General features: G+C 65.8%; 21 protein-coding genes. 16 read left to right on the top strand and 5 right to left on the bottom strand.

What is annotated here, in order from left to right; genetic code table 11:
* Nucleotides 1–99: 99 nt before the first annotated feature.
* Nucleotides 100–2427 (bottom strand): glycoside hydrolase family 15 protein, encoded by a 2328-nt coding sequence (locus KDJ86_RS07050; protein WP_291744344.1) that lies wholly within the window; start codon nucleotides 2425–2427, stop codon nucleotides 100–102.
* A 177-nt stretch (nucleotides 2428–2604) separates the two neighbouring features.
* Between KDJ86_RS07050 and KDJ86_RS07045 the strand changes: the two genes are divergently transcribed.
* From KDJ86_RS07045 to KDJ86_RS07005, 9 genes are all read left to right on the top strand, one after another.
* On the top strand, nucleotides 2605–3234 hold the full coding sequence (locus KDJ86_RS07045) for a DedA family protein (RefSeq protein WP_291744342.1): 630 nt from the start codon (nucleotides 2605–2607) through the stop codon (nucleotides 3232–3234).
* A 123-nt stretch (nucleotides 3235–3357) separates the two neighbouring features.
* A complete protein-coding gene (locus KDJ86_RS07040) occupies nucleotides 3358–5778 on the top strand; it encodes a plasma-membrane proton-efflux P-type ATPase (protein ID WP_291744340.1) in 2421 nt (806 codons plus the stop codon).
* 222 nt (nucleotides 5779–6000) lie between these two features.
* Nucleotides 6001–6819, top strand: coding sequence for a FadR/GntR family transcriptional regulator (locus KDJ86_RS07035; protein ID WP_291744338.1), 819 nt, complete (start codon nucleotides 6001–6003; stop codon nucleotides 6817–6819).
* Nucleotides 6816–8540: an IlvD/Edd family dehydratase gene (locus KDJ86_RS07030; RefSeq protein WP_291744336.1), complete on the top strand. Its 1725-nt coding sequence runs from the start codon at nucleotides 6816–6818 to the stop codon at nucleotides 8538–8540. The genes KDJ86_RS07035 and KDJ86_RS07030 overlap by 4 nt, the downstream gene beginning before the upstream one ends.
* A gap of 14 nt (nucleotides 8541–8554) precedes the next feature.
* The gene (locus KDJ86_RS07025; RefSeq protein ID WP_291744334.1) at nucleotides 8555–9325 is read left to right on the top strand and encodes an SDR family NAD(P)-dependent oxidoreductase; all 771 of its coding nucleotides are present in this window, start codon (nucleotides 8555–8557) and stop codon (nucleotides 9323–9325) included.
* Nucleotides 9326–9436: 111 nt separating this feature from the next.
* Entirely contained in the window at nucleotides 9437–10465 is a 1029-nt protein-coding gene (locus KDJ86_RS07020) for an ABC transporter substrate-binding protein (RefSeq protein ID WP_291744332.1), read from the top strand.
* A 112-nt stretch (nucleotides 10466–10577) separates the two neighbouring features.
* Nucleotides 10578–11663, top strand: a complete 1086-nt coding sequence (locus tag KDJ86_RS07015) for an ABC transporter ATP-binding protein (RefSeq protein WP_291744330.1) — start codon at nucleotides 10578–10580, stop codon at nucleotides 11661–11663.
* Entirely contained in the window at nucleotides 11660–12544 is an 885-nt protein-coding gene (locus tag KDJ86_RS07010; RefSeq protein WP_291744328.1) for an ABC transporter permease, read from the top strand. The genes KDJ86_RS07015 and KDJ86_RS07010 overlap by 4 nt, the downstream gene beginning before the upstream one ends.
* A complete protein-coding gene (locus tag KDJ86_RS07005; protein ID WP_291744326.1) occupies nucleotides 12541–13332 on the top strand; it encodes an ABC transporter permease in 792 nt (263 codons plus the stop codon). Before KDJ86_RS07010 ends, KDJ86_RS07005 begins: the two co-directional genes overlap by 4 nt.
* Before the next feature lie 53 nt (nucleotides 13333–13385).
* Here the strand turns inward: KDJ86_RS07005 and KDJ86_RS07000 are convergent, their stop codons facing one another.
* The 4 genes from KDJ86_RS07000 to KDJ86_RS06985 are packed head-to-tail and all read right to left on the bottom strand — an operon-like array spanning nucleotide 13386 to nucleotide 19094.
* Nucleotides 13386–15344, bottom strand: coding sequence for a D-apionate lactonase family protein (locus tag KDJ86_RS07000; RefSeq protein ID WP_291744323.1), 1959 nt, complete (start codon nucleotides 15342–15344; stop codon nucleotides 13386–13388).
* 25 nt (nucleotides 15345–15369) lie between these two features.
* On the bottom strand, nucleotides 15370–16170 hold the full coding sequence (locus KDJ86_RS06995; protein ID WP_291744321.1) for an FAD binding domain-containing protein: 801 nt from the start codon (nucleotides 16168–16170) through the stop codon (nucleotides 15370–15372).
* Nucleotides 16171–16186: 16 nt separating this feature from the next.
* A complete protein-coding gene (locus tag KDJ86_RS06990) occupies nucleotides 16187–18583 on the bottom strand; it encodes a xanthine dehydrogenase family protein molybdopterin-binding subunit (protein WP_291744320.1) in 2397 nt (798 codons plus the stop codon).
* Between the two features lie 46 nt (nucleotides 18584–18629).
* On the bottom strand, nucleotides 18630–19094 hold the full coding sequence (locus KDJ86_RS06985) for a (2Fe-2S)-binding protein (protein WP_291744318.1): 465 nt from the start codon (nucleotides 19092–19094) through the stop codon (nucleotides 18630–18632).
* A 108-nt stretch (nucleotides 19095–19202) separates the two neighbouring features.
* Here KDJ86_RS06985 and nanR point away from each other — a divergent pair, with 108 nt between their 5' ends.
* The 7 genes from nanR (at nucleotide 19203) to KDJ86_RS06950 (ending at nucleotide 25658) form a co-directional block, all read left to right on the top strand.
* Nucleotides 19203–19910 carry a transcriptional regulator NanR gene (gene nanR, locus KDJ86_RS06980; RefSeq protein WP_291744316.1) on the top strand — a complete coding sequence of 236 codons (708 nt, stop codon included), beginning with the start codon at nucleotides 19203–19205 and terminating at the stop codon, nucleotides 19908–19910.
* Entirely contained in the window at nucleotides 19910–20212 is a 303-nt protein-coding gene (locus KDJ86_RS06975; protein WP_291744314.1) for a putative quinol monooxygenase, read from the top strand. Before nanR ends, KDJ86_RS06975 begins: the two co-directional genes overlap by 1 nt.
* A gap of 152 nt (nucleotides 20213–20364) precedes the next feature.
* Nucleotides 20365–21612 (top strand): ribulose-bisphosphate carboxylase large subunit family protein, encoded by a 1248-nt coding sequence (locus KDJ86_RS06970; RefSeq protein WP_291744312.1) that lies wholly within the window; start codon nucleotides 20365–20367, stop codon nucleotides 21610–21612.
* Nucleotides 21609–22985: a four-carbon acid sugar kinase family protein gene (locus KDJ86_RS06965; protein ID WP_291744310.1), complete on the top strand. Its 1377-nt coding sequence runs from the start codon at nucleotides 21609–21611 to the stop codon at nucleotides 22983–22985. Before KDJ86_RS06970 ends, KDJ86_RS06965 begins: the two co-directional genes overlap by 4 nt.
* Nucleotides 22982–23833 carry a phosphogluconate dehydrogenase C-terminal domain-containing protein gene (locus KDJ86_RS06960; protein WP_291744309.1) on the top strand — a complete coding sequence of 284 codons (852 nt, stop codon included), beginning with the start codon at nucleotides 22982–22984 and terminating at the stop codon, nucleotides 23831–23833. Before KDJ86_RS06965 ends, KDJ86_RS06960 begins: the two co-directional genes overlap by 4 nt.
* Nucleotides 23830–24612, top strand: coding sequence for an HpcH/HpaI aldolase family protein (locus tag KDJ86_RS06955; RefSeq protein ID WP_291744307.1), 783 nt, complete (start codon nucleotides 23830–23832; stop codon nucleotides 24610–24612). The genes KDJ86_RS06960 and KDJ86_RS06955 overlap by 4 nt, the downstream gene beginning before the upstream one ends.
* A complete protein-coding gene (locus KDJ86_RS06950) occupies nucleotides 24609–25658 on the top strand; it encodes an NAD(P)-dependent oxidoreductase (protein WP_291744305.1) in 1050 nt (349 codons plus the stop codon). Before KDJ86_RS06955 ends, KDJ86_RS06950 begins: the two co-directional genes overlap by 4 nt.
* Nucleotides 25659–25792: the final 134 nt, after the last annotated feature.

Below are 25792 nucleotides of genomic sequence, written 5' to 3'. Positions count from 1 at the left end.
CCGCGGCGCCGTTGTTGCAGCTCAATCTAAACATTTCGTGCCCGGATTTGCTCGGGTCTTCTCTATTAACAATTGGTCATCCACGCCAAGTGACGGGCGTCACATCGCCTGCTTCTCGTGGACCAGCGTCTGGGGCCTGGCCCTGGCGGCGATGGCGACCGTGTGGTCCTTTCCCTCCCAGGCGTCGCCATAGCGACGGGTGAAGTTCAGCTCGGACCGGCCCTTGTAGCTGTCGGGCACCACGGTCACGCCCCATAGCCCGAAGGGCAGCGGCATCGCCGGCAGGTCTTCGGTCGATTGCCAGCCGTCCCACCCGCAATGGAGGACGAAGGGCCGGCGATCCTCGATCTGCAGGACGCGGCCTTCCGCGAGCGTCGCGACCGGCGTTTCGTTCCGCCAGCGCGTCACCTTCGCTTTCGGTATCCGCCGGCCGTAGCGCTTGCGCACGGTTTCGAGCAATTCGACCGGCCGGCCCCGGTCGCGGGCGATCAGCAGCTTGAGGAATTCCGAATGCGACCAGATGAGCGGCATGGCACTGCCAGACGGCCGTCCGGGATAGAGCTCGAGGGCGGGGATCGCCTCGCCGTCCCAGACCTGCTCGGGCAGCAGGCCGCCGGGGCTGGCGCAGCGATGCATCGTCCGCAGATATTCGATCGGATCCTCGCCGGCCTGCAGCGCCAGGTGGCCCCGCTCACCGGTCAATAGCGGCCACGCCCGGCCGACGCCGTTGCCGTCATAGGCCCGGCCGTCGTCATACTCGCCGTAGCCGTCGTCGTTGTAGCGGCGATAGATCGGGCCCGAGGGCGTATCGACGCGCAGCATGCGGTCGACCACGGCGATCGTGTCCGTCACCCGCGGGTCGGTGGCCTTGCGGAGGCCGAGACGGACCAGCCAGGAGAAGTCGAGCGCGACCAGGCAGGATGCCTCGATCGTCTCGCCGTTCCGGTTGCGGAGCATCACCCGGCCGGTCAGCCCGCCGTCCTTCTGCGGCGGTGCGATCCTGACATAATAGCCGGCGACGCCCTCCTGCTTCGCCATCGGCGTACCGGCGACATAGCACCATTGCTCGATCCGCTCGTTCCAGTCGTCGGCGAGGTCGAGGGCGTAGTCCCGCTCGCCGTCCTCCAGCCAGGGGCCGGACGCCGCGAGCGCGGCGATGACCACGGCCACGGTGAATGCGCTGATTCCGGGGTTCTCCTCCCAGCGATCCTGTTCGCTCGACGGCCCGTTGCGGGCGATCGAGCCGACCGCGGCGCGCACCATCTCGCGGATGCCCGGCAGGTCGGCATGGCCGATCTCCCGAAGCTTGGCGGCGAGAAGGACCGGGAAGCCGGTCTCGTCGAGCTGGATGCCGGTCCAGAAAGGCTGGCCGTTCGGGAAGTAGTTCTGTGGCCAGTGACCATCCGGCAACTGGGCGGCCATCATATGCGCCAGGATATGGCGCGCGTCGTCGATCTCGTTGACCGCGAGCAGTGCGAAGGCGGCAAGCGTCGCGTCGCGCGGCCAGACGAGATGGTAGCCGCCGAGCGTGTTGGTGCGGTTGCCCCAGGGCGTGCTCATGCTGGCGACCAGCGCGCCCGGATACATCCTGTCCTCGTGGGACTTGAGGACGGTCGCCGACATCAGCGCTTCCTCGGCGAGCCCGGCTTCGGGCGAGGGGAGGGAGAGCCTGCCGCCCCAGTCCTCCCACGCGTCGAGGAAGTTCCGCCGGATCGACTCATAGCCGACCGCCAGGGCCGAGCGCGACAGCGTCCGCGCGGCCTTCGCTCCCGGCGCGAAGCCGACCGCGATGACGCCCTGGCGATCCGTCAGCGACGCCGACATCGCGACATTCCCGAGCTCGGCTCGGGAGAAGCCGTAGGTGAATCGTCCGTTGCGGGCGAGGTCCTGCCAGCCATCCGACGCACCGACATAACCGACGCTCAGGTCGCTGAGGGGAACGTCGGCCGTCACGCATATCGCGCCGATGGGTATCGCCGCATAGGCGTCGCCATCCTCGATCCAGGCCGAGTTGTCGTAGCCGCTGGTCCCGAGATGCGGCGCGACGACGATGCCGAGGCGATAGGGGCCTTCGACATTGTAGCGGATCAGCAGGACGTCCCGCGACGGGTCGGGGAGGACCTCGATCGTCAGCCGGTAGTCGTCACCGCCATGGGTGATGGTGAGGAGCGGCAGATAGGGCTTCGGCTTCGAGAGCTGGTAGCGCCGCACCCGCTTGAGGTCTATCCAGCGGTCCTCGCCAAGCAGGTAGAAGCCGAGATCGCGGATTTGGGGGCGGCCCGTCGATGGCCAGTAGATTTCGTTGATGATGCCGTGGCCGACCGTGACCCAAAGCCGGGCATTTCCCAGAGCGGTGGTGACGAAATCCTTGTCGCTGGATGCCCATGTCGGCGCGATTCCCGGCGCACCGAAAGCATGTCCGCTCATCACCGCACCTCACGCAGAAGACAATGATCGATCCGTCTCGCGTAGCACAAGGACCTTGCGCCGTCGCGCCAAATCCGAGGCGAGGTTGGCCGCTCGATAAGCTACACATTCGCGGTGGTCGCGCGGTTAGGATCGTACCGCTCCGGTTTCGGGCCGCGGAAGGGAAGGAAAGGCGTCTTGGCATCGACCTATGTCAGTGATCTGGTGAATTTCATCATCAGCCACGGGGCGCCCCTCGTCTTTCTGGCGATCGCTCTCGAATCGCTCGGCGCGCCGCTTCCCGGCGAGACCATGCTGATCGCGGTCGGCGCGGCGGTCGGCGTCCGCGGCGCCGACATCGTCTTCTGGTTCTTCGTCGCCTCTGCGGGAGCCTTTCTCGGCGACAATGTCGGCTATCTGCTCGGAAGGCGGTTCGGGCGGCTGGCGATCGCCAGGCTCGGCGCGCGCTTCGGGCTCACGGATGAGCGTCTTGACGGTTTCGAGCAGACCTTCAACCGCTACGGCCCCTTCATCGTCGTTGTCGCAAGATTCGTCGTCCCGTTGCGGCAGCTGAATGGCCTGATCGCCGGCAGCATGCACATGACCTGGTGGCATTTTGCACTGGCCAATGCGGTCGGCGCCGCGCTCTGGGTCGGTGTCTGGCTGTTTGTCTCATCACGCTTCACGGCGCTGCTGCGCCACCTCGACAGGCTTCATGGCGTTGGCATTGCCGCGATGGTGCTTGCGGCGGTTGCGATCTCCATATTGGTGGTCTTCGGCATCCGGCACGCCAGAAAGTCCCGTGGCGCGACGGGCCGCCGCGCCTGATGCGGCATCGCGGCGACCATGCATGCTACACTTCCCATGCAGCCGCGAGTCGCGAATTTTAGTCAAAAGCCGCGACCGGATGACGACCCGGCGTCATGAAGTCCATGTATTGGAGACGGCATGATGGACCAATCGACACCAGATCAGCCGGGCGCCGGCGCCGCGGCGGGCGGGACCCCGGGGACCGACCCGAAACGCGGGCTCGGTTCGGACGAGGCTGCGCGCCTCCTCGCCCAATATGGTCCCAACGCGATCGAGGAGAAGCACACCAGCCCGCTCCTCAAATTCCTCTCCTTCTTCTGGGGGCCGATCCCCTGGATGATCGAGGCGGCCGCGATCCTTTCGGCGGCGGTCCGGCATTGGGAGGATTTCGCGATCATCACCATCATGCTCGTGATCAACGCCGTCGTCGGTTTCTGGCAGGAGCACCAGGCCGACAACGCGATCGCGGCGCTGAAGAAGAACCTCGCGCTCAAGGCGCATGTCCTGCGCGACGGGACATGGCGGGATATCGCGGCGCGGGATCTGGTGCCGGGCGATGTGATCCTCATCCGGATCGGCAACGTCATTCCGGCCGATGTCACGCTGGTCGAGGGCGATTATCTCAGCGTCGACCAGTCGGCGCTGACCGGCGAGTCGCTGCCGGTCGACAAGGCGGCGGGCGATATCGCCTATTCCAGCTCCGTCGCCAAGATGGGGGAGATGAAGGCAATCGTCACCGCGACCGGCGGCGCGACCTATTTCGGCCGCACCGCAAAGCTCGTGGAGACCGCCGGCGCGACCTCCCATTTCCAGAAAGCCGTGCTGCGGATCGGCAATTTCCTGATCCTGATCACCCTGGCGCTGGTGGCGCTCATTCTGGTGGTCGCCCTGTTCCGGCACGATCCGCTGGTCGAGACCGTCCTCTTCGCGCTGATCCTGACGGTTGCGGCGATCCCCGTCGCGCTGCCTGCGGTCCTCTCGGTCACCATGGCCGTCGGCGCGGTGAAGCTGGCGAAGATGAAGGCGATCGTCTCACGGCTGGTGTCGATCGAGGAAATGGCGGGGATGGACATCCTCTGCTCCGACAAGACCGGCACGCTGACCAAGAACGAGCTCACCCTTGGTGACCCCATCGTCCTTGCCGGAAAGGCCGCGTCCGACGTCGTGCTGGCGGCGGCGCTTGCGTCGCAATCCGACAGCCCGGACGCGATCGACGGCGCTATCCTCAAGTCGCTTGGCGATCCGGCCGCCCTGAAGCCCTTCACGATCTCGAAATTCGTGCCTTTCGATCCGGTCAGCAAGCGGGCCGAGGCGGATGTCGAAGGGGAGGGCGGCAGGTTCCAGGTCGCCAAGGGCGCGCCGCAGGCGATCCTCGAGCTCGTCGGCGCGGATGGCACGCTCGGCGCCCGGGTGTCGGAGGAGACCGACAAGATGGCGGCGAAGGGCTATCGCACGCTCGGCGTCGCGCGCACCGATCCGTCAGGCAAATGGCAATATGTCGGCCTTCTGCCGCTGTTCGATCCGCCGAGGGACGATGCGCTCGCCACCATTCACGAGGCGCGGTCCATGGGCCTCGACGTGCGCATGGTGACGGGCGACCATGTCGCCATCGCCAAGGAGATCGCCGGAAAGCTGGACCTCGGAACCAGGATCATTGCCGCCGACGAGGCCTTCGACAAGGACGGGAACCGGCGCAGCGGGGCGGGGATCGAGGATGCCGACGGCTATGCCCAGGTCTTCCCCGAGCACAAATACAGGATCGTCAAGGAGCTGCAGGGAAGCGGGCATATCGTCGGGATGACCGGCGACGGCGTCAACGATGCGCCGGCGCTCAAGCAGGCCGATGTCGGGATCGCGGTGAGCGGCGCGACCGATGCGGCGCGCGCCGCGGCGGACCTGATCCTGACCGGGGTCGGGCTCTCGGTGATCACCCGCGCCATCGAGGAGGCGCGCAAGATCTTCGAGCGGATGAACAGCTATGCCGTCTTCCGCATCGCCGAGACCGTCCGCGTCCTCCTGTTCATGACGCTCTCGATCCTCGTCTTCAATTTCTATCCCGTGACCGCGGTGATGATCGTTCTGCTCGCCGTGCTGAACGACTTTCCGATCATGATGATCGCCTATGACAACGCGCCCGTCGCGCGGAAGCCGGTCAAGTGGGACATGCATCGCGTCCTGACGCTCAGCATCATCCTCGGCGTGATGGGCGTCTTCGCGAGCTTCGGCCTGTTCTGGATCGCCGAGGAATATCTGCATCTTCCCCGCGAGACGATCCAGACCCTGGTCTTCCTCAAGCTGCTGGTCGCCGGCCACCTGACGATCTACCTGACCCGCAACACCGGCGCGATCTGGGATCGGCCCTGGCCGAGCTGGAAGCTGATCGTCGTGACCGAGACCACCCAGGTGCTCGGAACGCTTGCCGCGGTCTATGGCTGGCTCGTCGAGCCGATCGGCTGGAAATATGCCCTCGGCGTCTGGGCCTATGCGCTGATCTGGTTCCTGATCAACAGCGTGGTGAAGATCTACGCCTATCGCCTGATGCGGCGCGGACGCGACGACTGAGGCCGCCGGCCGGCGACGTCGACCCGCTGTCCCGGCGGCCATTCGTTCGCCGCGCGCGCCGGCCCGCTGCATGGCCGCCTGTCCGGCCGGCCCGGCAATGGCATCGACAATGACCTTGTTGCTTGGTTGCTTGTGACCCGGGATCTATCGCCGGCGGCGCTTGACTCCCGTGCGTCGAGCATATGATATTATGATAAGAGCGAAAGATACGGGGGCGTCTGCGTGACGGATCTGGCACTCGAACGGGATGTCTGGAGCATCGCCATGGCGCGCTCCGAGACGCATGGCCGCAACAGCCCCGTCAGCTCGACCAGGGGATTGGTGGGCAAGATCGTCCACGCCGTCGGGCTGAGGATCATCGGCGGCGAGCTGCCTCCCGGTACCGTCATGCCCAACGAGGCCGAATGGTGCGCGCAACTCGGCGTCAGCCGGACGGTGTTGCGCGAGGCGACAAAGATCCTGACCAGCAAGGGACTGGTTGAATCCCGGCCGAAGACCGGAACCCGGGTCCGGCCCTCGGAAAGCTGGAATCTCCTCGATCCCGATGTCCTCGGCTGGCAACTGGCCGAATTCCCCCGTGATCGTTTCGTACGCGAGATATTCGAACTGCGCCGGGCGATCGAGCCGTCCATCGTCGCGCTGGCCGCGACCCGGGCAGGCGAGGCGCAACTCGACGAGATGGCGGCGGCGCTGAAGGGGATGGAAGCGGCCGGCGACGACGGCCGGCTTTTCATCGACCCCGACACGCGGTTTCACATCGCTATCCTCAACGCCGTCGACAACGCCATGATGCGCTCGCTGAGCGCGGTCATCGAAACCGCGCTGACCACCACCATGTTCCTCTCGCTCGGCAACCCGCGCGGACAGCGCCACTCGGTGCCATTGCATCGGGCGGTGTATGATGCTCTCCGCGATCGCGACCCGGAGGCCGCACGGGCCGCGATGATCCGCCTTATCGATGATGCCGAGAGCGACGCTCGCAAGGCCCTCGATGTGCGGAAGCAGGGGAAGCGGGCCGCAACGAGGAAATCAGGACAATGACAAAACCGAAGCTACGCTCGCAGGGCTGGTTTGGCGGTACCGGCACGCATGCCACGATGCATCGCAGCTGGATGAAGAACGAGGGGCTGCCGCCGGATTCCTTCGACGGGCGTCCGGTAATCGGTATCTGCAACACATTTTCGGAGCTCACCCCCTGCAATGCCCATTTCCGCCAGATCGCGGAAAAGGTGCGGCGTGGTGTGCTGGAAGCCGGCGGGCTGCCGCTCGAATTCCCCGTCATGTCGCTCGGTGAATCCAATCTCCGCCCGACCGCGATGCTGTTCCGCAATCTGGCCAGCATGGATGTCGAGGAATCGATTCGCGGCAATCCGATCGACGGCGTCGTCCTGCTGGTCGGCTGCGACAAGACAACGCCTGCCCTGATGATGGGCGCGGCGAGCTGCGACCTGCCGACCATCGCGGTTTCCGGCGGCCCGATGCTGAACGGCCGCTTCCGCGGCGAGCAGCTCGGATCGGGCACCCACGTCTGGCGTTTCAGCGAGGACGTGAAGGTCGGCAAGATGTCGGTCGCGGACTTCATGGAGGCCGAAGCCGGCATGGCGCGGTCGCCGGGTCATTGCATGACCATGGGCACCGCCTCGACGATGGCATCGATGGTCGAGAGCCTCGGCATGGGTATGCCCGGCAATGCGGCGATCCCCGCGGTGGATTCGCGGCGTGCGGTGCTCGCCCAGCTCGCCGGCCGGCGCATCGTCGAGATGGTTCACGAGAACCTCGTCATGTCGAAGGTCCTGACGCGTCAGGCTTTTGAAAACGCCATTCGCGCAAATGCCGCGATCGGCGGCTCGACCAATGCCGTCATCCACTTGTTGGCCATCGCCGGGCGGGTCGGCGTCGACCTGACCCTGGACGACTGGGACAAGTTCGGCCGCGACGTTCCGACCATCGTCGACCTGATGCCGTCCGGCCGCTTCCTGATGGAGGAGTTCTATTACGCCGGCGGTCTGCCGGTGGTGCTTCGGATGCTCTCGGAAGCCGGGCTCCTCAACAAGGATGCGCTGACCGTCAACGGCCGCACCATCGGCGAGAACAACGCCGACGCCGAGAACTTCAACGAGGAGGTCATCCGCCCGTTCGACAAGGCGCTGACCAGGGACGGCGGCGTCATGATCCTGAGGGGCAACCTGGTGCCGGGCGGAGCGGTGATCAAGCCGTCCGCCGCGACCCCGGCCCTGATGCGGCATCGTGGCCGGGCGGTCGTCTTCGAGACCATCGAGCATTACCACGAACGGATCAACGACCCGGCTCTCGACATCGACGAGACCTGCGTCATGGTGCTGAAGAATTGCGGTCCGCGCGGTTATCCGGGAATGGCCGAGGTCGGCAACATGGGGCTGCCGCCGAAGGTCCTGAAGAAGGGCATTACCGACATGGTGCGCATCTCCGATGCGCGGATGAGCGGGACGGCCTATGGGACGGTGGTGCTCCATGCCGTGCCGGAGGCGGCGCTCGGCGGCCCGCTGGCGGTCGTCCGGGACGGCGACATGATCTCGCTCGACGCCGCCAACCGGAGCCTCTCGATCGAGTTGACCGACGAGCAGCTCGCGGAACGCCTGAAGGGGTGGGAGCCGCCGCCGCCGCCGATGACCGGTGGTTATCAGAAGCTCTATTTCGACCACGTTCTCCAGGCGGATCGCGGTTGCGACCTCGATTTCCTCCCCGGTACCCGCGGAGCCGCGGTGCCGCGCCACTCGCACTAGATACGCAAAGAGCCATGCAGGAAACCGACGCCAGATATCCTTCCCTCGAAGATCGCGTCGTCTTCGTCACCGGCGGCGGTTCGGGCATAGGCGAAAGCGTTGTCGAGCATTTCTGCGCGCAGGGCGCCAAGGTCACCTTCATCGACATCGCGAAGAAGGAATCCGAGGCGCTGGTGGAAAGGATATCCGGGCGCGGCCATTCCAGGCCGCGCTTCCTCGATGTCGACCTGCGGGACGTCACCGCCCTGCAGGAGGCGATCGCCATGACCGGCCGGGAGGACGGTCCGATCAAGGTGCTGGTCAACAACGCCGGCAACGACGATCGCCACGCGCTCGGCGACCTGACGGCCGACTACTGGGACGAGCGGATGGCGGTGAATCTCCGTCATCAGGTCTTCGCGGTGCAGGCCGTGCGGCCCCAGATGCGCGATTCCGGTGGCGGCTCGATCGTCAATCTCGGGTCGATCACCTGGATGGTCGGTGACGGCGACTGCATCGCCTATGTGACCGCCAAATCCGCCATCAACGGGATGACCCGCGGTCTGGCGCGCGAACTCGGACCCGAGCTCATCCGCGTCAACTGCGTGATGCCCGGCTGGATCATGACCAGGCGTCAGGTCGAGCTCTGGGTCACGCCCGAGGGCGAGCGCCAGATCGATGACCGACAGTGTCTGCCGGGGCGTCTGTTCCCGCCGGACATCGCCCGCATGGTGCTCTTCCTGGCTTCCGACGATAGCCGGATGTGCACCTCGCAGAACTACATCGTCGACGGCGGCTGGGTATAGGCCGATGGGAACCGGAAATTCCCGCAACGAGAACAGCCGGTCGGGTGGGGCGCGCCCCCGAACGACGGGGAGGGACTATGGGTATCAACCTGAAGAACAGGGAGTAGGACCATGAAGCTGATTGCTAAGAGCCTGTTTTCCGCGGCCATCGGGCTTTCCGCCCTGGCTGCGGTGCCGACACTCAGCCACGCCAAGGAACTCCGGATCCTGGCTTGGGAAGGGTATGCGGATCCCGACTGGGTCGCCGAGTTCGAGAAGGAGACAGGTGCCGACGTGAACGTGGTGTTCATCGGTACCGATGACGAGATCTGGGCGAAGATCAAGGGCAGCGAGGGCAAGGATTTCGACCTCTTCGCCGTCAACACCGCCCAGCTCCAGCGCTATCTCGATCTCGGCCTCGTCGAGCCCTATGACCTCGACAAGGTGCCGAACCAGAAGCAAACCCTGCCGCGCTTCCAGGACCTCACCAAGGTCACCGGCGTGATGCGCGACGGCAAGGTCTATGCGATCCCCTTCGCCTTCGATTCGATCGGTCTCATCTATGACACCGAGAAGGTGAAGACGCCGCCGGATTCCTGGGACGTGATGTGGGATCCGGAATATGCCGGCAAGGTGCTCGGCTACGACAATGGCGAGCATAACTTCACCATCGCCGCGCTGGATATGGGGATCGCGAATCCCTACCACTTGACCGACGAGCAGCTCTCCAAGGCCGAGGACAAGCTGATCGACCTGAAGCATAACCTGCTCAGCTTCTACACCACGGCCGACGAGGCGCTGCAGCTCTATCAGCACAATGACGTGGCGATCATCTTCGCCAACTACGGCCAGCAGCAGGTCAAGGCGATGCAGGATGCCGGCGCGCCGATCGCCTATGTGAACCCCAAGGAGGGCGCTCCCGCCTGGCTCGACACCTGGGCGATGACCACCGGCGTCCAGGACAAGGACCTCGCCGAGGCGTGGGTCAACTTCGTCCTGCAGAAGAAGATCGGCGAGCAGTTGTCGGAGCGGACCGGCTTCGGCAACACCTCGGCTCCCTTCTCGAGCGCCAATCCGGATGACAAGATCGTCTGGCTCGAGGATGTCGAGGACCCGACCAAGCGGGCCGACCTGTGGAACGAGGTCAAGGCTTCTCCGTGATCCTGGTTCCGACATGCGCGACCGCCGGGCACAGGATCGTCCGGCGGTCGTTTTGCGATAACATCCCTTCCTCGAATGCATCCGGCCCGGAATGACCGAGCAACCGAAAACGTTGGTCGAACTCAGCGGAGTCGCTAAGGTCTATGGCGGCGTCGAGGTTCTGCACGCCATCGATCTCGCCCTCCGCGATGGCGAGTTCATGACGGTCCTCGGGCCGAGCGGCTCGGGCAAGACGACCGTCCTCAGGCTGATCGGTGGCCTCGTTCAGCCGACCCGAGGCAAGGTCCTGCTCGACGGCAGAGACATTTCGGCGATGCCGATCAACCGCCGGCCGTTCAACACCGTCTTCCAGGATTATGCCCTGTTTCCGCACATGACCGTCGAGGCCAATGTCGGCTATGGCCTGAAGGTGCGCGGCGAGTCCCGGGCGAGAATTCGCGACCGGGTGATCGAGACGCTGCGGCTGGTGGCCCTGGAGGAATTCGCCGGGCGCTACCCGTCGCAGCTCAGCGGCGGCCAGCAGCAACGGGTTGCGCTCGCCCGCGCGATCATCTGCGAGCCGCGCCTCATTCTCCTCGACGAGCCGCTCGGCGCGCTGGATGCCGAGTTGCGACGGCAGATGCAGCGCTTCCTGAAGAACCTTCAGCGCGAGATCAGGACGACCTTTCTCTTCGTCACCCATGATCAGGAGGAAGCGGTCACCATGGCCGACAGGATCTGCGTGATGAACCACGGCCGGATCGAGCAGATCGGCTCACCGGAAGAGGTCTATTACCGGCCGGTCAACGAGTATGTCGCGCGCTTCTTTGGCGACAATAATCTCATCGACGTCGCCCTCGGCGAAGCCGGGGAGGAGGACCGGGAGCTGGTTTCGGACGTGGGAAGCTTCCGCTGCAGGCTTGAGGGCCGTTCCGCGGTTGGCGCTGCGACAAGGGACTCGCCCGGCAAGCTGCTCGTCAGGCCCGAGGCGGTCGTCATCGGTGAAGCGGCGAACGGCATGCGCAACCGGATGAAGGTGCGGGTCGAGGAGACCGGCTTCGTCGGGCCGGTTTCGCAGGTCACCGTCAGCGCGGCGGCGAAGCCCGAACTCAGGATCATGGTCAAGCTGCCGAGCCGGGCCGGAGGCATTCCGCTCGCCGTCGGCGACGAAACCGAGATCGGCTGGAGCGACCGAGAATGCCACGTGGTGACCGCATGAGCGCTGCCACCGAAACGGAGCGGGCGGCGGGCGAGGAAGGACTCGCGGCCTACCGCTTCATCCTGACGGTGCTCGCCTATGCCGTCCCGTTCGTCTTCATCCTGCTGCCGCTTATCCTCTTCCTGATCCAGAGCTTCTACTACGTCGAGGACGGCAACATCGTCCACCAATTGACGCTGCGGAATTACGAACGCTTCTTCGCCGGTCGCGGCTTCGTGCCGGTCTTCTTCAACACCATCCTGCTCTGCCTCGGCGTCGCGGCGATCACCGTCCTGTTCGGTTATCCGATCGCCTACCTGCTCGCGAGCCTCCGCGGCCGCCGCAAATACGTGATGATGGTGGTCTTCGTGGTGCCGCTGATGATGAGCTACATCATCAAGATCTACGCGATCCGCGCCATCCTCGGCGGCAACGGCTTTCTCAACCGCATCCTGCTCTATCTCGGCGTGGTCGACGAGCCGCTGACCTTCCTGATCTTCAACCTCAAGGCGGTGCTCGTCACCCTGTCGATCATTCTCCTGCCTTTCGCGGTCCTGCCGATCTTCATCGCGCTCGAGCGCATACCGCGTTCGGTGGTCGATGCCTCGGCCGATCTCGGCGCCTCCGCTTTCCAGAGCTTCCGCGACATCGTCTGGCCGCTCAGCGTCCAGGGCACCATCGTCGGCGCGACCTTCGTCTTCGTGCTGGCACTCGGGGACTTCATCACGCCCCAGATGGTCGGCGGGATGAGCGGCTTCACCTTTGGCCGCATCATCTACAGCCAGTTCGGATTCGCGTTCAACTGGCCCTTCGGCGCGGCCCTGTCGGTGATCCTCCTGGTCGTCGTGCTCGTCGCCATTGTCGGCACCGGCCTGATCACGCGGGCGAGGCACCAGCTATGATCCGCCTCCCGGCCGCCGCGACCGCTGTTCTCTTTCTCGTCGCCGGCTTCGTGCTGCTGGTCCTCTACGGGCCGCTCTTCGTCGCCGTCTTCTTCTCCTTCTTCAGCTTCGAGAACAACGCCGTGCAATGGGACAGCTTCTCCCTCGACGCCTACTGGTCGCTGATCCACGACGAGAGCATCATCGATTCGGTGCTGAATTCACTGCTGGTCGGCGGCGTCGCGATCGTCCTCGCGCTGGTCCTCGGGACGACGCTCGCCTTCTACTATAACGGCAGCCGCTCGCGTTTCCGCGAAGTCCTCCAGCTGGTCATCTTCCTGCCGTTCCTGATGCCGCCGATCATCACCGGCCTGTCGCTTCTGGTCTTCTTCCGGGAGGTGGATTTCCCGCGGTCGCTGGTCACGGTGATCATCGGTCACACCGTCTTCGTCCTGGCGCTGGCCTACCGGATCATCCTCGCCCGGCTGCAGACGCTTCGCACCAGCCTCGTCGAGGCGTCGCTCGACCTCGGCGCGAGCCGCTGGCAGACCTTCCGCTACGTGCTGGCGCCGAGCCTCATGTCGGCGATCGGCTCCGCCGCGATCCTCGCTTTCGCGCTGTCCTTCGACGAGACGCTGATCACGCTGCTGGTTACCGGAACCGAAAGCACCTTGCCGATGCGGCTCTGGGCGATGATGCGGCTGGGCTTCACCCCGGACATCAACGCCCTCGTCACCGTCATCCTGGTCGCTACGACCGTCCTCTCGCTGGTGGCGATCCGTTTCGTCAAGCTGCCGGACCAGAGCTGACGGGCGGGGTGCGACAGTCCCCGGCCAGGCGCAGGCGCCAGGCGGCCGCTCGTCTAACCGGCAACGTCGAGGCGTGCCACCGCGAAGGGCGGAAGCGTGACCGTCGTGCCGGCAAAGGGCTCCGCCCTGTCGGCGAAGTCGGGATCGCGCACCGCCTGCCCGAAGCCGTCCTCGTCAAGCATCATCAGGGTCGCCTTGCCCTTCCTGGCGAGACCGCGAAGCTGCACCTCGATCGTCTCGTCGCGCAGGTTGGCGAGCCAGACATGGGTGGTTCGTCCCTTCTTCCAGGCAAGCGTGCGTACCCGGCCGGTGTCGCTCGACCGGGCATCGATTTGCTTCGCCCCGGCGGCTTCGGCGATGCCGCGGATCACGTGATAGACCGGATAGACCTTCGCGCCGCGCGTGGTGTCGTAGAAGGGCTGCGGGTATTTCTGCTTCCGGTAGACGATGCCGAATTCGCCGACCGGCGAAGCCATCGTCACGGCCTCGATCCCGCCGCCCGCGACCTGGCTGAGATAGCCGAGATGCCAGGCCGCGCCGAACAGGCCGCGATGGCGCGGCTCGACGCGCGCCATGGTCACCCGCCCGCCATCGGGATTGGCGGTCACCGTCGCCCCGTAGGGATTGAAGCTGTTGCCGATATGGGAGGGGCCGATCCGGTACGGCGTCTTGCCGATGATCGCCTTGGCCGAATGGATGATGTGCTCGACCGATTCCAGCGTCTCCATCACCGACTGGTCGTCGGCCGCGTGGATCATTGCCGAGGTGGCATGGGTGATGAAGTCGAAGGTCTTGGCTGGCGGCCGCTTGCGATTGAGCTCGGTGAAGTTCGACAACATGCCGCCGCCGATCCGGACGTTCCGGAATGCCTTTCGCGCCGCCGCGGCGACCGCCTCGAAGCTCGGGACGCCTTCCGGGAAGGGCGTGCCGGGGGGATAGGACTTGAGGTCGGCGGCCGGCGTCACGACGACGGCCTGCGGCTTGAGCTTCGCGGCCCGCACCGCCTTGGCGGCCTCGCCGAGTTCCCTGGCCGGCGTGTCGATGCCCGGAATGATGATCTCGAGGACGATGCCGGCGCCGGTCTCCTTCGCGAGCCTGGCGTAGTCGGCAAGCGGCTTCCGCCAGCCCCGGACCCGCAGGTCGATGCGGCAGTTGAGATGCCGGACGCCCGCCGCCTTGACCAGTGGCGCGACACGCAGCGCCGCCCGCGCATCCTCCGGCAGCACGCTGAGGCCGACCTTCGGCATCTTGCCGGCCGGATCGCCCAGCTTGACGACGACCGGGCCCGACGGCGCTCCCGGTTCCCTGGGCAGCTTGCCGGAGAATTTCAGCGTCACCGTGTGGCGGATTTCCTCGCCCTTCGCGACTTCGTATGGATAAGGCAGCGAAAGCGGGCGGCTATAGGTCTTCAGTGAAGCATCCGTCCAGTTGCGATGGTCCTCGGTCTCCCAGGTATCGCCTTCCATCCGGATCTCCGCGGTGACGCCGCGCGAGGGTTCGTGCGTCATCCCGCGGACGAGGAGGAAGGGCTGGTCCGGAACGATTTCCGCCGGCACCCGGCGCCTCTTCTTCCTTCCGTCGGCGTGCTCCACGGTGATGGTCTTGCCGACCAGCCCCTTCAGCGGATGCAGGATGACGAAGCCGGTCCGCGAGGTCAGGAAGTCCCGGTCGGGTGCGCCGACGCTGACGCAGCGGAGCGTCCCGTCGGGGCTCCCGGTGAACTCGCCCCGCCAGGTGAAATCGCCATCGACGGTCGGGCAGCGGGCGGTGAAGGTGACCTTGAAGCCGTTCTTGCCTTCCCGGATGTCGAGGTCGCTGATCTCGGGATTGGCGGTGCTCCAGTTCCGGTCCCGGATGAGGAAGGCGATCGCACGGATCGCCTCCGCCTCGCCGATCCTTATCCAGCGAAGCTGGCCGTCCTCGAGAGTGGCGGACAGGGGACCGGCGGTCAGTACTCGTTGCTCCGGCGCCGGTTCCTCGGTGCCGAAAAGCTTGATCGCCCGTTCGTTCATGCCCGCCGCCTCGTATGCCGTTTCGTCAGCCGATCGCGTCAACGGCCCGTTTGGCCATCACCTTGACCAGGTTGGCGCGATATTCCGCCGACCCGTGGATATCCGAGAGGAGGCCGGAGGGATCAATGCTGACCGCATCGATCGCATCGGACGACGCCTTTCCCGACAACGCCTTCTCGATGTCGGCCGCCCGGAAGACGCCGTTGGCACCGGCGCCGGTGACAGCCACGCGAACGGCGCCGTCCTTCGCCGACGCGACGAAGACGCCGGTCAGGGCGTAGCGCGAGGCGGCGCTGTGGAACTTCTCGTAGGCCGCCTTTTTCGGAACCGGGAACGACACCTTGACGATGATTTCGCCCTCTTCCAGCGCCGTCGTGAACAAGCCGGTGAAGAAGTCGTCGGCTTCGATCTTCCGCTTGTCGGTATGGATGGTCGCGCCGAGCCCGAGCACCGCCGCCGGATAGTCGGCGCCGGGGTCGTTGTTGGCCAGCGAACCGCCGATGGTGCCGCGATTGCGGACCGCGGGATCGCCGATCATCCCGGCGAGCGCCGCCAGGGCCGGGATCGCCTTCCTCACGGCGTCCGACGACGCCACCTCATAGTGGGTGGTGGCAGCGCCGATCGTCACGGTGCCGCCCTTCTCGGAGATGCCTTTCAGCTCCGACAACCTGGACAGGTCGACGAGGTCGGAAGGCCCGGCAAGCCGGTGCTTCATGGTCGGGATCAGCGTGTGGCCGCCGGCGACGTAGCGACCGTCCTCCGCCTTGGAGAGAAGTTCGGCGGCCTCGGCGACGCTGCCGGGACGGTGATAGCGGGTCTGGTACATGATCGTCCTCCCTCCCTTAGGCGTTCTGTCCGGCGGATTGCAGCGCCCGCCAAATCTTCTCCGGCGTCGCCGGCATCGAGATGTCCTCGGTTCCGAGGGCATCGGTGATCGCGTTGATGATCGCCGGCGGCGAACCGATCGCCCCGGCCTCGCCGCAGCCCTTGAGGCCGAGCGGGTTGTTGGGGGTCGGCGTCTTCTGGAACGCATGGTCGAATGACTTCGGCAGGTCGTGGGCCCGCGGCATGCAGTAATCCATGTAGGAGCCGGCGATCAGCTGGCCGCTGCCGGGATCGTATTTCGCCTCTTCCAGCAGCGCCTGCCCGAGCCCGTGCATGACACCGCCATGCACCTGCCCCTCGACGATCATCGGATTGATCACGTTGCCGAAGTCGTCGACGGCGGTGAACTGCACCACTTCCGTCGTGCCGGTCGCCGGATCGATCTCCACCTCGCAGACAAAGGCGCCGGCGGGGTAGGTGAGGTCGGTCGGGTCGAAATAGGCCTTTTCGTCGAGGCCGGGCTCGATGTCCTTCGGCAGCTTGTGGAAGGTGTAGGCCGCCAGCGAGACGTCGGTCAGCGTCACCTTGCGATCGGTCCCCGAGACGGAAAACTCGCCGTTGGCGATCGTGATATCCTCCTCGGACGCTTCTAGCAGGTGGGCGGCGATCTTCTTGGCCTTGGCCTCGATCTTGTCGAGCGCGCGGTAGACCGCCGACGTGCCATTGCCAGCGGTTCGCGAGCCGTAAGTGCCCATCCCCTGCTGGACCTTGTCGGTATCGCCCTCGATCACCGAGACGGAGTCGATCGGGATACCGAAGCGGTCGGCCGCGATCTGGGCATAGGTGGTCTCGTGGCCCTGGCCGTGACCCAGCGTTCCGACCAGCACTTCCACCGTGCCGACGGGATTGACCTTGATCTCCGCCATCTCCCAGACGCCGACGCCGGCGCCAAGCGCTCCGCCCTCGGCCGAGGACGGCGCCACGCCACAGGCCTCGATATAGCAGGAAAGGCCGATGCCGCGCAGCTTGCCGCGCTTGGCCGCTTCCGCCTTGCGGGCCTCGAAATCATCCCACTTGGACGCGGCCAGAGCCTTGGTGAGCAGGCCGTCATAATTGCCGGAATCGTATTTCCACAGCACCGGCGTCTGGTAGGGGAACTCGCGAACGAAGTTCTTTCGCCGCAGCTCCGCCCGGTCGACCCCCAGCTCGCGCGCCGCCTTCTCGATCAGCCGCTCCAGCACATAGGTCGCCTCCGGCCGCCCCGCCCCGCGAACCGCGTCGACAGGGACGGTATTGGTGTAGACGGCGCGGACGTTCACATGGATGTTCGGGATGACGTATTGGCCCGACAGCAGCGGCGCATAGAGGTAGGTCGGGATCAGCGACGCGAAGAGCGACATGTAGCCCCCGAGATTGGCGATCGTGTCGACCTTCAGTCCGAGCATCCTGTAGTCGTCGTCAAATGCGATCTCGGCCGTCGTCACATGGTCGCGGCCATGGGCATCGGTCAGGAATGCCTCGTTCCGGCCCGATACCCATTTCACCGGCTTGCCGGCTTGCTTGGCCGCCCACAGGCAGACCACCTCCTCCGAATAGGTGAAGATCTTCGAGCCGAAGCCGCCACCGACGTCGGGCGCGATGATCCTGAGCTTGTGTTCGGGGGCGACGTTGATGAAGGCGGAGAGCACCACCCGCAGGAGATGCGGGTTCTGGGTCGTGTTCCACAATGTGAAATGCCCGTCCGACGACCGGTAGTCGGCGACCACCGCCCGTGCCTCCATGGCGCTCGGCACGACACGGTTGTTGACCAGGTCGATCTTGACGACGTGCTTGGCGGACTTGATCGCGTTGTCGGTGGCGGCCGCGTCGCCGAGCTCCCAGTCGAAGATGAGGTTGCTGGGTGCCCGGCCGTGCTCCCAGACCGAGGAATCCGCCTCGAATTCGTGGATAGCCGGTGCGTCGGGCTTCAGCGCGTCGACGGGATTCGTAACCGCGGGGAGGGTTTCGTAATCGATCTGGACGGCTTCGGCGGCATCCTCGGCCTGGTCGCGGCTGCGCGCCACGACGGCGACGATCGGCTGGCCGACAAAGCGCACCTTGCCGATCGCCAGCGGCGGGTAGGGGCCCATCCGCATGCCCGAGCCGTTCTTGGAGGTGATCGCCCAGCCGCAGATCAGATGGTTGATGCCACCGGCCTCGAGCTCCTCTCCCGTATGGATGGCGACGACGCCGGGCATCTTGCTCGCCTCTGACAGATCGACCGATTTGATATGCGCGTGGGCGTGCGGCGAGCGCACGAAGACCGCATGAAGCTGACCGGCGAGGTTGACGTCCCCGGTATAGGTGCCCTGTCCTGTCGTGAAGCGTCGATCTTCCTTGCGCGGAACGCTCGCGCCGATTCCGTCGTTTGCCATGATATTCCTCCCCTGGGCGTCCGTCGGCCGGAGCCCGTAATCCTGATTACATCCGCGCCGCGCCGGCCTTGATGGCCTTCACGATGTTTACGTAGCCTGTGCAACGGCAGATGTTGCCCTCCAGCTCGCTTCGGATCGTCTCGTCGTCGAGGTCCTTGCCAAGCCGGCGAACCATGTCGACACCGGCCATGATCATGCCGGGCGTGCAAAAGCCGCACTGGAGACCGTGGTTTTCGTTGAACGCGGCCTGCATCGGATGAAGGTCGCCGTCCTTCGCCAGCCCTTCTATCGTCTGGATCTCCGAGCCATCCGCCTGCACCGCGAGGGTCGTGCACGACTTCGTCGCGACCCCGTCGATCAGGACGAGACAGGCACCGCACTGCGACGTGTCGCAGGCGACATGGGTGCCGGTCAGAGCGAGCTGGTCGCGAAGCACCTCCACGAGCAGTGTGCGGTCCTCCGTCTCGACCGAGACGGGATCCCCGTTCACCGTCATTCCCACCGTTGTCATTGAAACCTCCCGTTGTCGATTCTTCTCAGGCTATCCCGAGTTTGGCCAAAGGTCGATTGACCGTCGACATCAGTCAAGATACCATAATCTGGCATTACAGGTATACCAATGTCCGGAACGGTGGTTCGCCAGCGCAAGCTCTACGAAGAAGTCGCGAAGCGACTGGAGCAGCGCATTGCCGACGGCGATTTCGCACCAAGCGACCCGCTTCCCTCCGAGCGCGAACTGATGGAAGCCTATGGCGTCGGCCGCCCGGCGATCCGCGAGGCGCTCTTCCATCTGCAAAATCTCGGCCTCGTCGAATTGCGGTCCGGAACCCGCGCCCGGGTCACGCGGCCGACGCCCAGGTCCGTCGTCGACGGGCTTTCGATCACCGCGCGGCACATGCTCGCCGCGCCGGACGGCATCCGGAATTTCCAGGGCGTCCGGGTCTTCTTCGAGACGGGGCTGGCGCGACATGCGGCTCTCCATGCCACCGAGCAGGATCTTGCGGATTTCGAGGCTGCGCTTGAGGACAATCGCGAGTCGATCGGCGATTTCGGCCGTTTCGAGCGCACCGACGTGGCGTTCCACTACGTCCTCGCGGAGATCCCGCGGAACCCGATCTTCACGGCGATCCACGCCGCCTTTGCCGAATGGCTGCTCGAGCAGCGCCAGACGACGCTGGCGCCCGGCGTCGACGTCATTTCCTACAAGGCTCATCGCGCGATCTTCGAGGCGGTGGCGGCCCGCGATGCCGATCGCGCCGATCAGGCGATGCGCGAGCATCTCGAATTCGTCGCGCTGCGCTACGCCGACGTCAGCGAGGCACGCTGATGTCCGGTTATGTGGTCATCGTCGATTTCGTGCTGAAGCCGGGCAAGCGCGCTGAATTCCGGACGATGATCGACAGCAACGCGCGTGCCTCCTTCACCAATGAAGAGGGCTGCCGGCGGTTCGACGTGCTGGAGCCCTCGGGCGAGGCCGACCGGATCCTGCTCTACGAAATCTACACCGATCGCGCCGCTTTCGAGGCGCATATCGAGACCGGGCACTTCCGTCACTTCGATCGGGCAAGCGCGGATCTGGTTCTGAAGAAGTCCTTTGTCGAGTGCAGCCTCGTGGTGGAGGCCGCATAGGTTCGATCGCCTGCGGCCGGAGAGCCGGGGCGGGGAAGAAGGGGGGAGATGGATTGATGGCAAGCCGGAGCCGCGAGGCGACAGCCGGTGTGATGGTGTCGGGAGTCGTCTGATCGTGCCGTCGCTTCCATCACGGCTGCGGGCGTGATCCGATGAGCGAGCGTATCCACGCGCGTTACATTGTCGAGACGGCCGACGAGCCGCGCCGTGCCGTCGAGGTGATGGCCGGAGAGCAGTCGTCCGGGACGTTCGTCGCCGTGCCGGGCGAGACCGCCGACATCCGCGAGCGGTCCGGAGCGCGGATCGAAAGCCTGACCGTGGTCGAGGATGTCGACGCGCCCAGCCTGCCCGGCGCGCGAGCCGGCAGGATCTACCATCGCTGCGCGGTCGAACTGTCCTGGCCGCTCGAAAATCTCGGCCCGTCGCTGCCCAATCTGGTGGCGACCGTGGCCGGCAATCTCTTCGAGCTCAAGCAGTTCTCGGGTCTGCGGATTGTCGACATCGACCTGCCGCGGGCCTTCGCCACGCGCTACGAAGGACCGCAATTCGGCATCGAAGGCACGCGGCGCCTGTCCGGCGTCGCCGACGGTCCTCTGATCGGCACCATCGTCAAGCCGAGCGTGGGGCTGACGCCGGAGGCGACGGCCGATCTGGTCGATACGCTCGCCGGTGCCGGAATCGACTTCATCAAGGATGACGAGCTCCAGTCCGACGGGCCGGCCTGTCCTTTCGAGGCGCGCGCCCGGATGGTGATGGCGGTGATCGACCGCCATGCCGACCGGACCGGCAAGAAGGTGATGTTCGCCTTCAATGTGACCGGTGACCTCGACGAGATGCGCCGCCGTCACGACCTGGTCCTGTCGCTCGGCGGCACATGCGTCATGGCCAGCCTCAACTCGGTGGGACTGGTGGGAATGATCGAGCTTCGCCGTCACGCCGCGCTGCCGATCCACGCCCATCGCAACGGCTGGGGCTACCTGTCGCGCGCCCCGATGCTCGGCTGGGATTACCCCGCCTGGTCCAAGCTGTGGCGGCTTGCAGGCGCCGACCACATGCATGTCAACGGCATCCGCAACAAGTTCTGCGAGGAAGACGCCAGCGTCGTTCGTTCGGCGAAGAGCCTGCTGGCGCCGATGTTCCCCGACAAGCCCTGTGTCGCCATGCCGGTCTTCAGTTCGGGGCAGACCGCCGCGCAGGCCGCCGACACTTGGCGGGCGCTCGGCGGCACCGACCTGATCTATGCCGCCGGTGGCGGCATCATGGCCCATCCGGACGGAATTGCGGCCGGCGTGCGGGGGCTTCGGCAGGCCTGGGAAGCGGCCGCTTCGGGAATCGATGCCGAGGCCTATGCGAAGACCCATCCGGAATTCCGCGTCGCGCTGGAGGCACTCGCCCGATGAGCCTGCCGGCCGATCACCTCGTCGCCTTCTACGGCGACGACTTCACCGGCTCCGCGGCCGTCATGGAGGTCTTGACCTTCGCCGGGCTGCCCACCGTCCTGTTCCTCGGCCCTCCGACCGGCGAGGACATCGGCCGGTTCGCGGGATATCGCGGCATCGGCGTCGCGGGCCTGGCGCGTTCGCGCAGTCCCTCGTGGATGGAGGAACACCTCCCGGCGATCTTCGGGACGCTTGAGCCGATCGGTGCCCCGATCACCCACTACAAGGTGTGCTCGACCTTCGATTCCGCGCCGCATGTCGGCTCGATCGGCAAGGCGATCGATCTTGCGGCGCCGATCCTCGGCGGTGCCTGGCACCCGCTGCTGGTCGCTGCGCCGCCCATCCATCGCTACCAGGCCTTCGGCAATCTCTTCGCCACGGTCGAGGGTGTCGGCTACCGGCTCGACCGTCATCCGGCGGTATCCCGGCATCCGACGACGCCGATGGACGAAGCCGACGTCCGCCTGCACCTCGCCAGGCAGACCGACCGCAGCATCGGGCTCGTCGATTTCCTGTCGCTTGCGAGCGGCGACAGCGATGATGCCCTCAGGCGGGAGGTCTCGGGCGGAGCGGAGATCGTCGCCATCGACGTCCTCGACGAGGACAGCCTCGCCGAGGCCGGTCGGTTGATCTGGGAGAACCGCGGCGAAAGGCTGTTGGCGATCGGCAGCCAGGGGGTCGAATATGCATTGATCGCCCATTGGCGAAAGGCCGGCCTGATCGGTGAGGCACCGCCGCCGCGGAGCGCCGGCGCGGAGCGCATCGCCGCCGTCTCGGGTTCGTGTTCGCCGGTCACCGGTCGCCAGATCGAATGGGCGGAGATCAACGGCTTCGCCGGAATACGTCTCGAGGCCGAGGCGGCGGTCGACGAAACCCGCTGGCGCGCCGCCATCGACCGGGCGGTCGAGCAGGCGCTGACCGTGCTCCACAAGGGAGCGGCACCGCTCGTCTTCACCGCAAGGGGCGCCGACGACGCGGCCATCCCCGCGCTCAAGCAGGCAGTTCTCCGCTCGGGCGAGACCGAGGAGGACATCAACGCCCGCATCGGACACGGCCTTGGCACCATATTGAAGGCCGTCGTCACCAGCGGAGATGTCCGGCGCATCGCGATTGCCGGCGGCGACACATCGGGCCACGCATTGGCGGGAATGGGCGTCGACGCGCTGGAAGCGGAGGTCGAGCTTGCGCCGGCCTGCGCCATAAGCCGGGGGCGCTCCGGCGAACCGGCGCTCGACGGAATAGAGATCGCATTGAAGGGCGGGCAGATGGGGCCCGTCGACTTCTTCGGAATGGTCGAAAACGGTCGGCCACTGCATATGGGAGGACGTCAGTGACGCAAACGATCGCCCTGCTCGGCGCGGGCGGAAAGATGGGCGTCCGGCTCGCCACCAACCTTGAAGGCGAACCCTATGACGTCCTTCATGTCGAGGTCAGCGAGGCCGGCCGGCAGCGCCTCAAGGAAGCCACCGGCGTCGAATGCGTCGAGATGGGACAGGCATTGGGCAGCGCGGACGTCGTCCTGATGGCCGTGCCGGACGCCCTGATCGGCAAGATCGCCCACGGCTTCATCGATCAGGTCCGGCCCGGTACCGGCATCATCATGCTGGATGCCGCCGCGCCCCATGCCGGCGAGTTGCCGAAGCGCGACGACGTCACCTATTTCGTGACGCATCCCTGCCATCCCTCGATCTTCCGCTACGAGCCGACGCGCGAGGCGCAGAAGGATTATTTCGGCGGCGTCCTTGCCATGCAGGCGATTGTTTGCGCCCTGATGCAGGGCCCCGATGCCGACTATGCTCGGTGCGAAGCGATCGCGAAGGCGATCTACAAGCCGGTCAGCCGGTCCCATCGGGTGACGGTGGAAGACATGGCCATTCTCGAACCGGCGATGTCGGAGACGATCGCCGCCACCTTGATCACCGCGCTTCGCGAGGCGACGGACGCGGTCGTCGCCAGGGGCGTGCCGGCCGAGGCGGCCAGGGATTTCATGCTCGGACATATCGGCATCGAGATGGGGATCATCTTCGAGGATTTCCCGGGCCGGTTCTCCGATGGCGCGCTCTACGCCATCGAGAAGGCGAAGCCGAAGCTTCTCAGGGATGACTGGCTCAAGGTGCTTGAGCCGGACGAGGTGATGGCCAGCGTCAGGGAAATCTGCAATCCGGGAGGAAAGGCGTCATGAGGGCCCGAGTTGGTGCCGTCCTGGATCGCCCGGGGCTCCGGCTCGGGCACTATGTCGGCGAGTTCGTCACCCCCGGCATCGGATACATCCTGAAGGAAGCCGGCGCCGAATATGTCTTCTTCGACATGGAGCACAGCGGCAATTCCTTCGAGAGCCTGAACCGCGCGCTCCGCTACTTCGAGGCAGCCGACGTCCCGGTTCTCGTGCGGGTTCCCTCCGACTCCTACGATCACATCGCCCGCGCCCTCGACATCGGCGCCCAGGCCATCATCATCCCGATGCTCGGTTCGGTGGAGCAGGCGAGGTCGGTCATCGAAAAGATGAAATATACCCCGATCGGCAAGCGGGGCCTGGCTCCGGCGCTCGGCAACGATCGCTACCACATGGGGCCGGTGGTGGAGGGCCTTGCCGCCGCCAACGAGCGCAACCGGCTGATCGCCCTGATCGAGACCGCCGAGGGCGTCGAGAATGTCGACGGCATTGCCGCGCTCGAGGGGGTCGACGCCCTCTGGGTCGGGCACATGGACCTCACCGCCAGCATGGGGATTCCGGGACAATTCGATCATCCCGACTACAAGGCCGCCCTCAACAAGGTCCTCGAAGCCGGCAAGCGGCACGGGAAGGGGCTGGGGCGGATGGTCACCGACATCGCCTCCGGCGTCGCGCTCGCCGGGGAGGGATGGGACCTGATCGTCTATCACGGCGACGTCTGGCTGCTGCAGGTCGCGCTGCGCCAGGGGCTGGACGGCATCCGGTCCGGCGTTGGAGGCGGGACATGACGGACGTCTTCCGCGTCGCGCTCTCGGGCGATTTCAACAAGGCCGACGGGGCGCCGACCTTTCCCGACTTCGACCTCGATCCGTTGCGGGACGAACCGAATGTCGAGCTGCGGTTCCTGGAATCGGAGGACACGCTGAGTGGCCGGCAGCTCGAGGATTTCGACGCGCTCATCCTCCTCGCCCATCGCTTCGCCCGGCAAAGCGTGCCGGAGAGCGGGCGGCTGACGGTCGTTGCCCGGTTCGGCGTCGGCTACGATACGGTCGATGTCGATGCCTGCACCGATGCCGGCATCGCGCTGGTCATCACGCCGGACGGCGTGCGCCGGCCGGTCGCCGTGTCGATCATGACCTTCATGCTCGCCCTGACCGGCAAGCTCAAGGTCAAGGATCAGCTGACCCGCCAGGCGGCGGCAGGATTTGCGAAGCGCTCGGATCACATGGGCGTCGGCCTCGTCGGCCGCACGCTCGGGTCGCTCGGCATCGGCAATATCGGCGCCGAGCTCTATCGCCTGGCGATGCCCTTCGACATGAAATACATCGCCCATGATCCCTATGCCGACAAGGCGGTCGCCGCCGAGCTCGGCATCGAGCTCGTCGGCCTGGAGGAGCTCTTCCGTCGCGCGGACGTCCTTTCGGTGAGCTGTCCGCTGAGCGAGGCGACGCGGCACATCGTCAATGCCAAGCATCTCGCGCTGATGAAGCCCACCGCCTATCTGATCAACACCGCGCGCGGTCCGATCGTCGACCAGAAGGCGCTGACCAGGGTCCTCCAGGAAGGACGGATCGCGGGCGCCGGCCTCGACGTGCTCGAAACCGAGCCGCCGGATGCCGACGATCCGATCCTGAAGCTCGACAACGTCCTGCTCGCGCCGCACGCGCTTTGCTGGACGGACCAGTGCTTTGCCGGCAACGGCGCCGCCGATGTCAGGGCAGTGCTCGACGTGATGCATGGTCGCGAACCGCGGGGCGTCGTCAATCGCGACATCCTCGCGACCGAGGGTTGGAAGAGGCGGCTCGCCGACTATGGCAGCCGTTTCGGAAGTTGAGGAGAATCGGTGACTTCCGGCCGGCGGAAGATCGGAAGGATGGTTCGGCAACCGGCGGAGGCTCGCAGACGCGGGATGCGTATGGCTTGGGTTTGGGTTGCATTTGACAGATGGGAGGCTCGGCCCGTTAGATC

The sequence above is a fragment of the Bauldia sp. genome (assembly GCF_020442045.1).
Classification (GTDB): domain Bacteria; phylum Pseudomonadota; class Alphaproteobacteria; order Rhizobiales; family Kaistiaceae; genus Bauldia.
Note: the sequence above shows the minus strand (reverse complement) of the source record. Positions and strands in the feature narration are given on the sequence as shown.

Bases quoted from the DNA above. Each gene is read 5' to 3' on its own strand.
- KDJ86_RS07025 (WP_291744334.1), top strand. From the start codon at position 8,555: ATGCAGGAAACCGACGCCAGATATCCTTCCCTCGAAGATCGCGTCGTC.
- KDJ86_RS06955 (WP_291744307.1), top strand. From the start codon at position 23,830: ATGAGGGCCCGAGTTGGTGCCGTCCTGGATCGCCCGGGGCTCCGGCTC.
- KDJ86_RS06970 (WP_291744312.1), top strand. From the start codon at position 20,365: ATGAGCGAGCGTATCCACGCGCGTTACATTGTCGAGACGGCCGACGAG.
- KDJ86_RS06990 (WP_291744320.1), bottom strand. From the start codon at position 18,583: ATGGCAAACGACGGAATCGGCGCGAGCGTTCCGCGCAAGGAAGATCGA.
- KDJ86_RS07005 (WP_291744326.1), top strand. From the start codon at position 12,541: ATGATCCGCCTCCCGGCCGCCGCGACCGCTGTTCTCTTTCTCGTCGCC.
- KDJ86_RS06985 (WP_291744318.1), bottom strand. From the start codon at position 19,094: ATGACAACGGTGGGAATGACGGTGAACGGGGATCCCGTCTCGGTCGAG.
- KDJ86_RS06950 (WP_291744305.1), top strand. From the start codon at position 24,609: ATGACGGACGTCTTCCGCGTCGCGCTCTCGGGCGATTTCAACAAGGCC.
- KDJ86_RS06965 (WP_291744310.1), top strand. From the start codon at position 21,609: ATGAGCCTGCCGGCCGATCACCTCGTCGCCTTCTACGGCGACGACTTC.
- KDJ86_RS07020 (WP_291744332.1), top strand. From the start codon at position 9,437: ATGAAGCTGATTGCTAAGAGCCTGTTTTCCGCGGCCATCGGGCTTTCC.
- KDJ86_RS06995 (WP_291744321.1), bottom strand. From the start codon at position 16,170: ATGTACCAGACCCGCTATCACCGTCCCGGCAGCGTCGCCGAGGCCGCC.
- KDJ86_RS07050 (WP_291744344.1), bottom strand. From the start codon at position 2,427: ATGAGCGGACATGCTTTCGGTGCGCCGGGAATCGCGCCGACATGGGCA.
- nanR (WP_291744316.1), top strand. From the start codon at position 19,203: ATGTCCGGAACGGTGGTTCGCCAGCGCAAGCTCTACGAAGAAGTCGCG.
- KDJ86_RS07010 (WP_291744328.1), top strand. From the start codon at position 11,660: ATGAGCGCTGCCACCGAAACGGAGCGGGCGGCGGGCGAGGAAGGACTC.
- KDJ86_RS07040 (WP_291744340.1), top strand. From the start codon at position 3,358: ATGGACCAATCGACACCAGATCAGCCGGGCGCCGGCGCCGCGGCGGGC.
- KDJ86_RS06975 (WP_291744314.1), top strand. From the start codon at position 19,910: ATGTCCGGTTATGTGGTCATCGTCGATTTCGTGCTGAAGCCGGGCAAG.
- KDJ86_RS07000 (WP_291744323.1), bottom strand. From the start codon at position 15,344: ATGAACGAACGGGCGATCAAGCTTTTCGGCACCGAGGAACCGGCGCCG.
- KDJ86_RS07030 (WP_291744336.1), top strand. From the start codon at position 6,816: ATGACAAAACCGAAGCTACGCTCGCAGGGCTGGTTTGGCGGTACCGGC.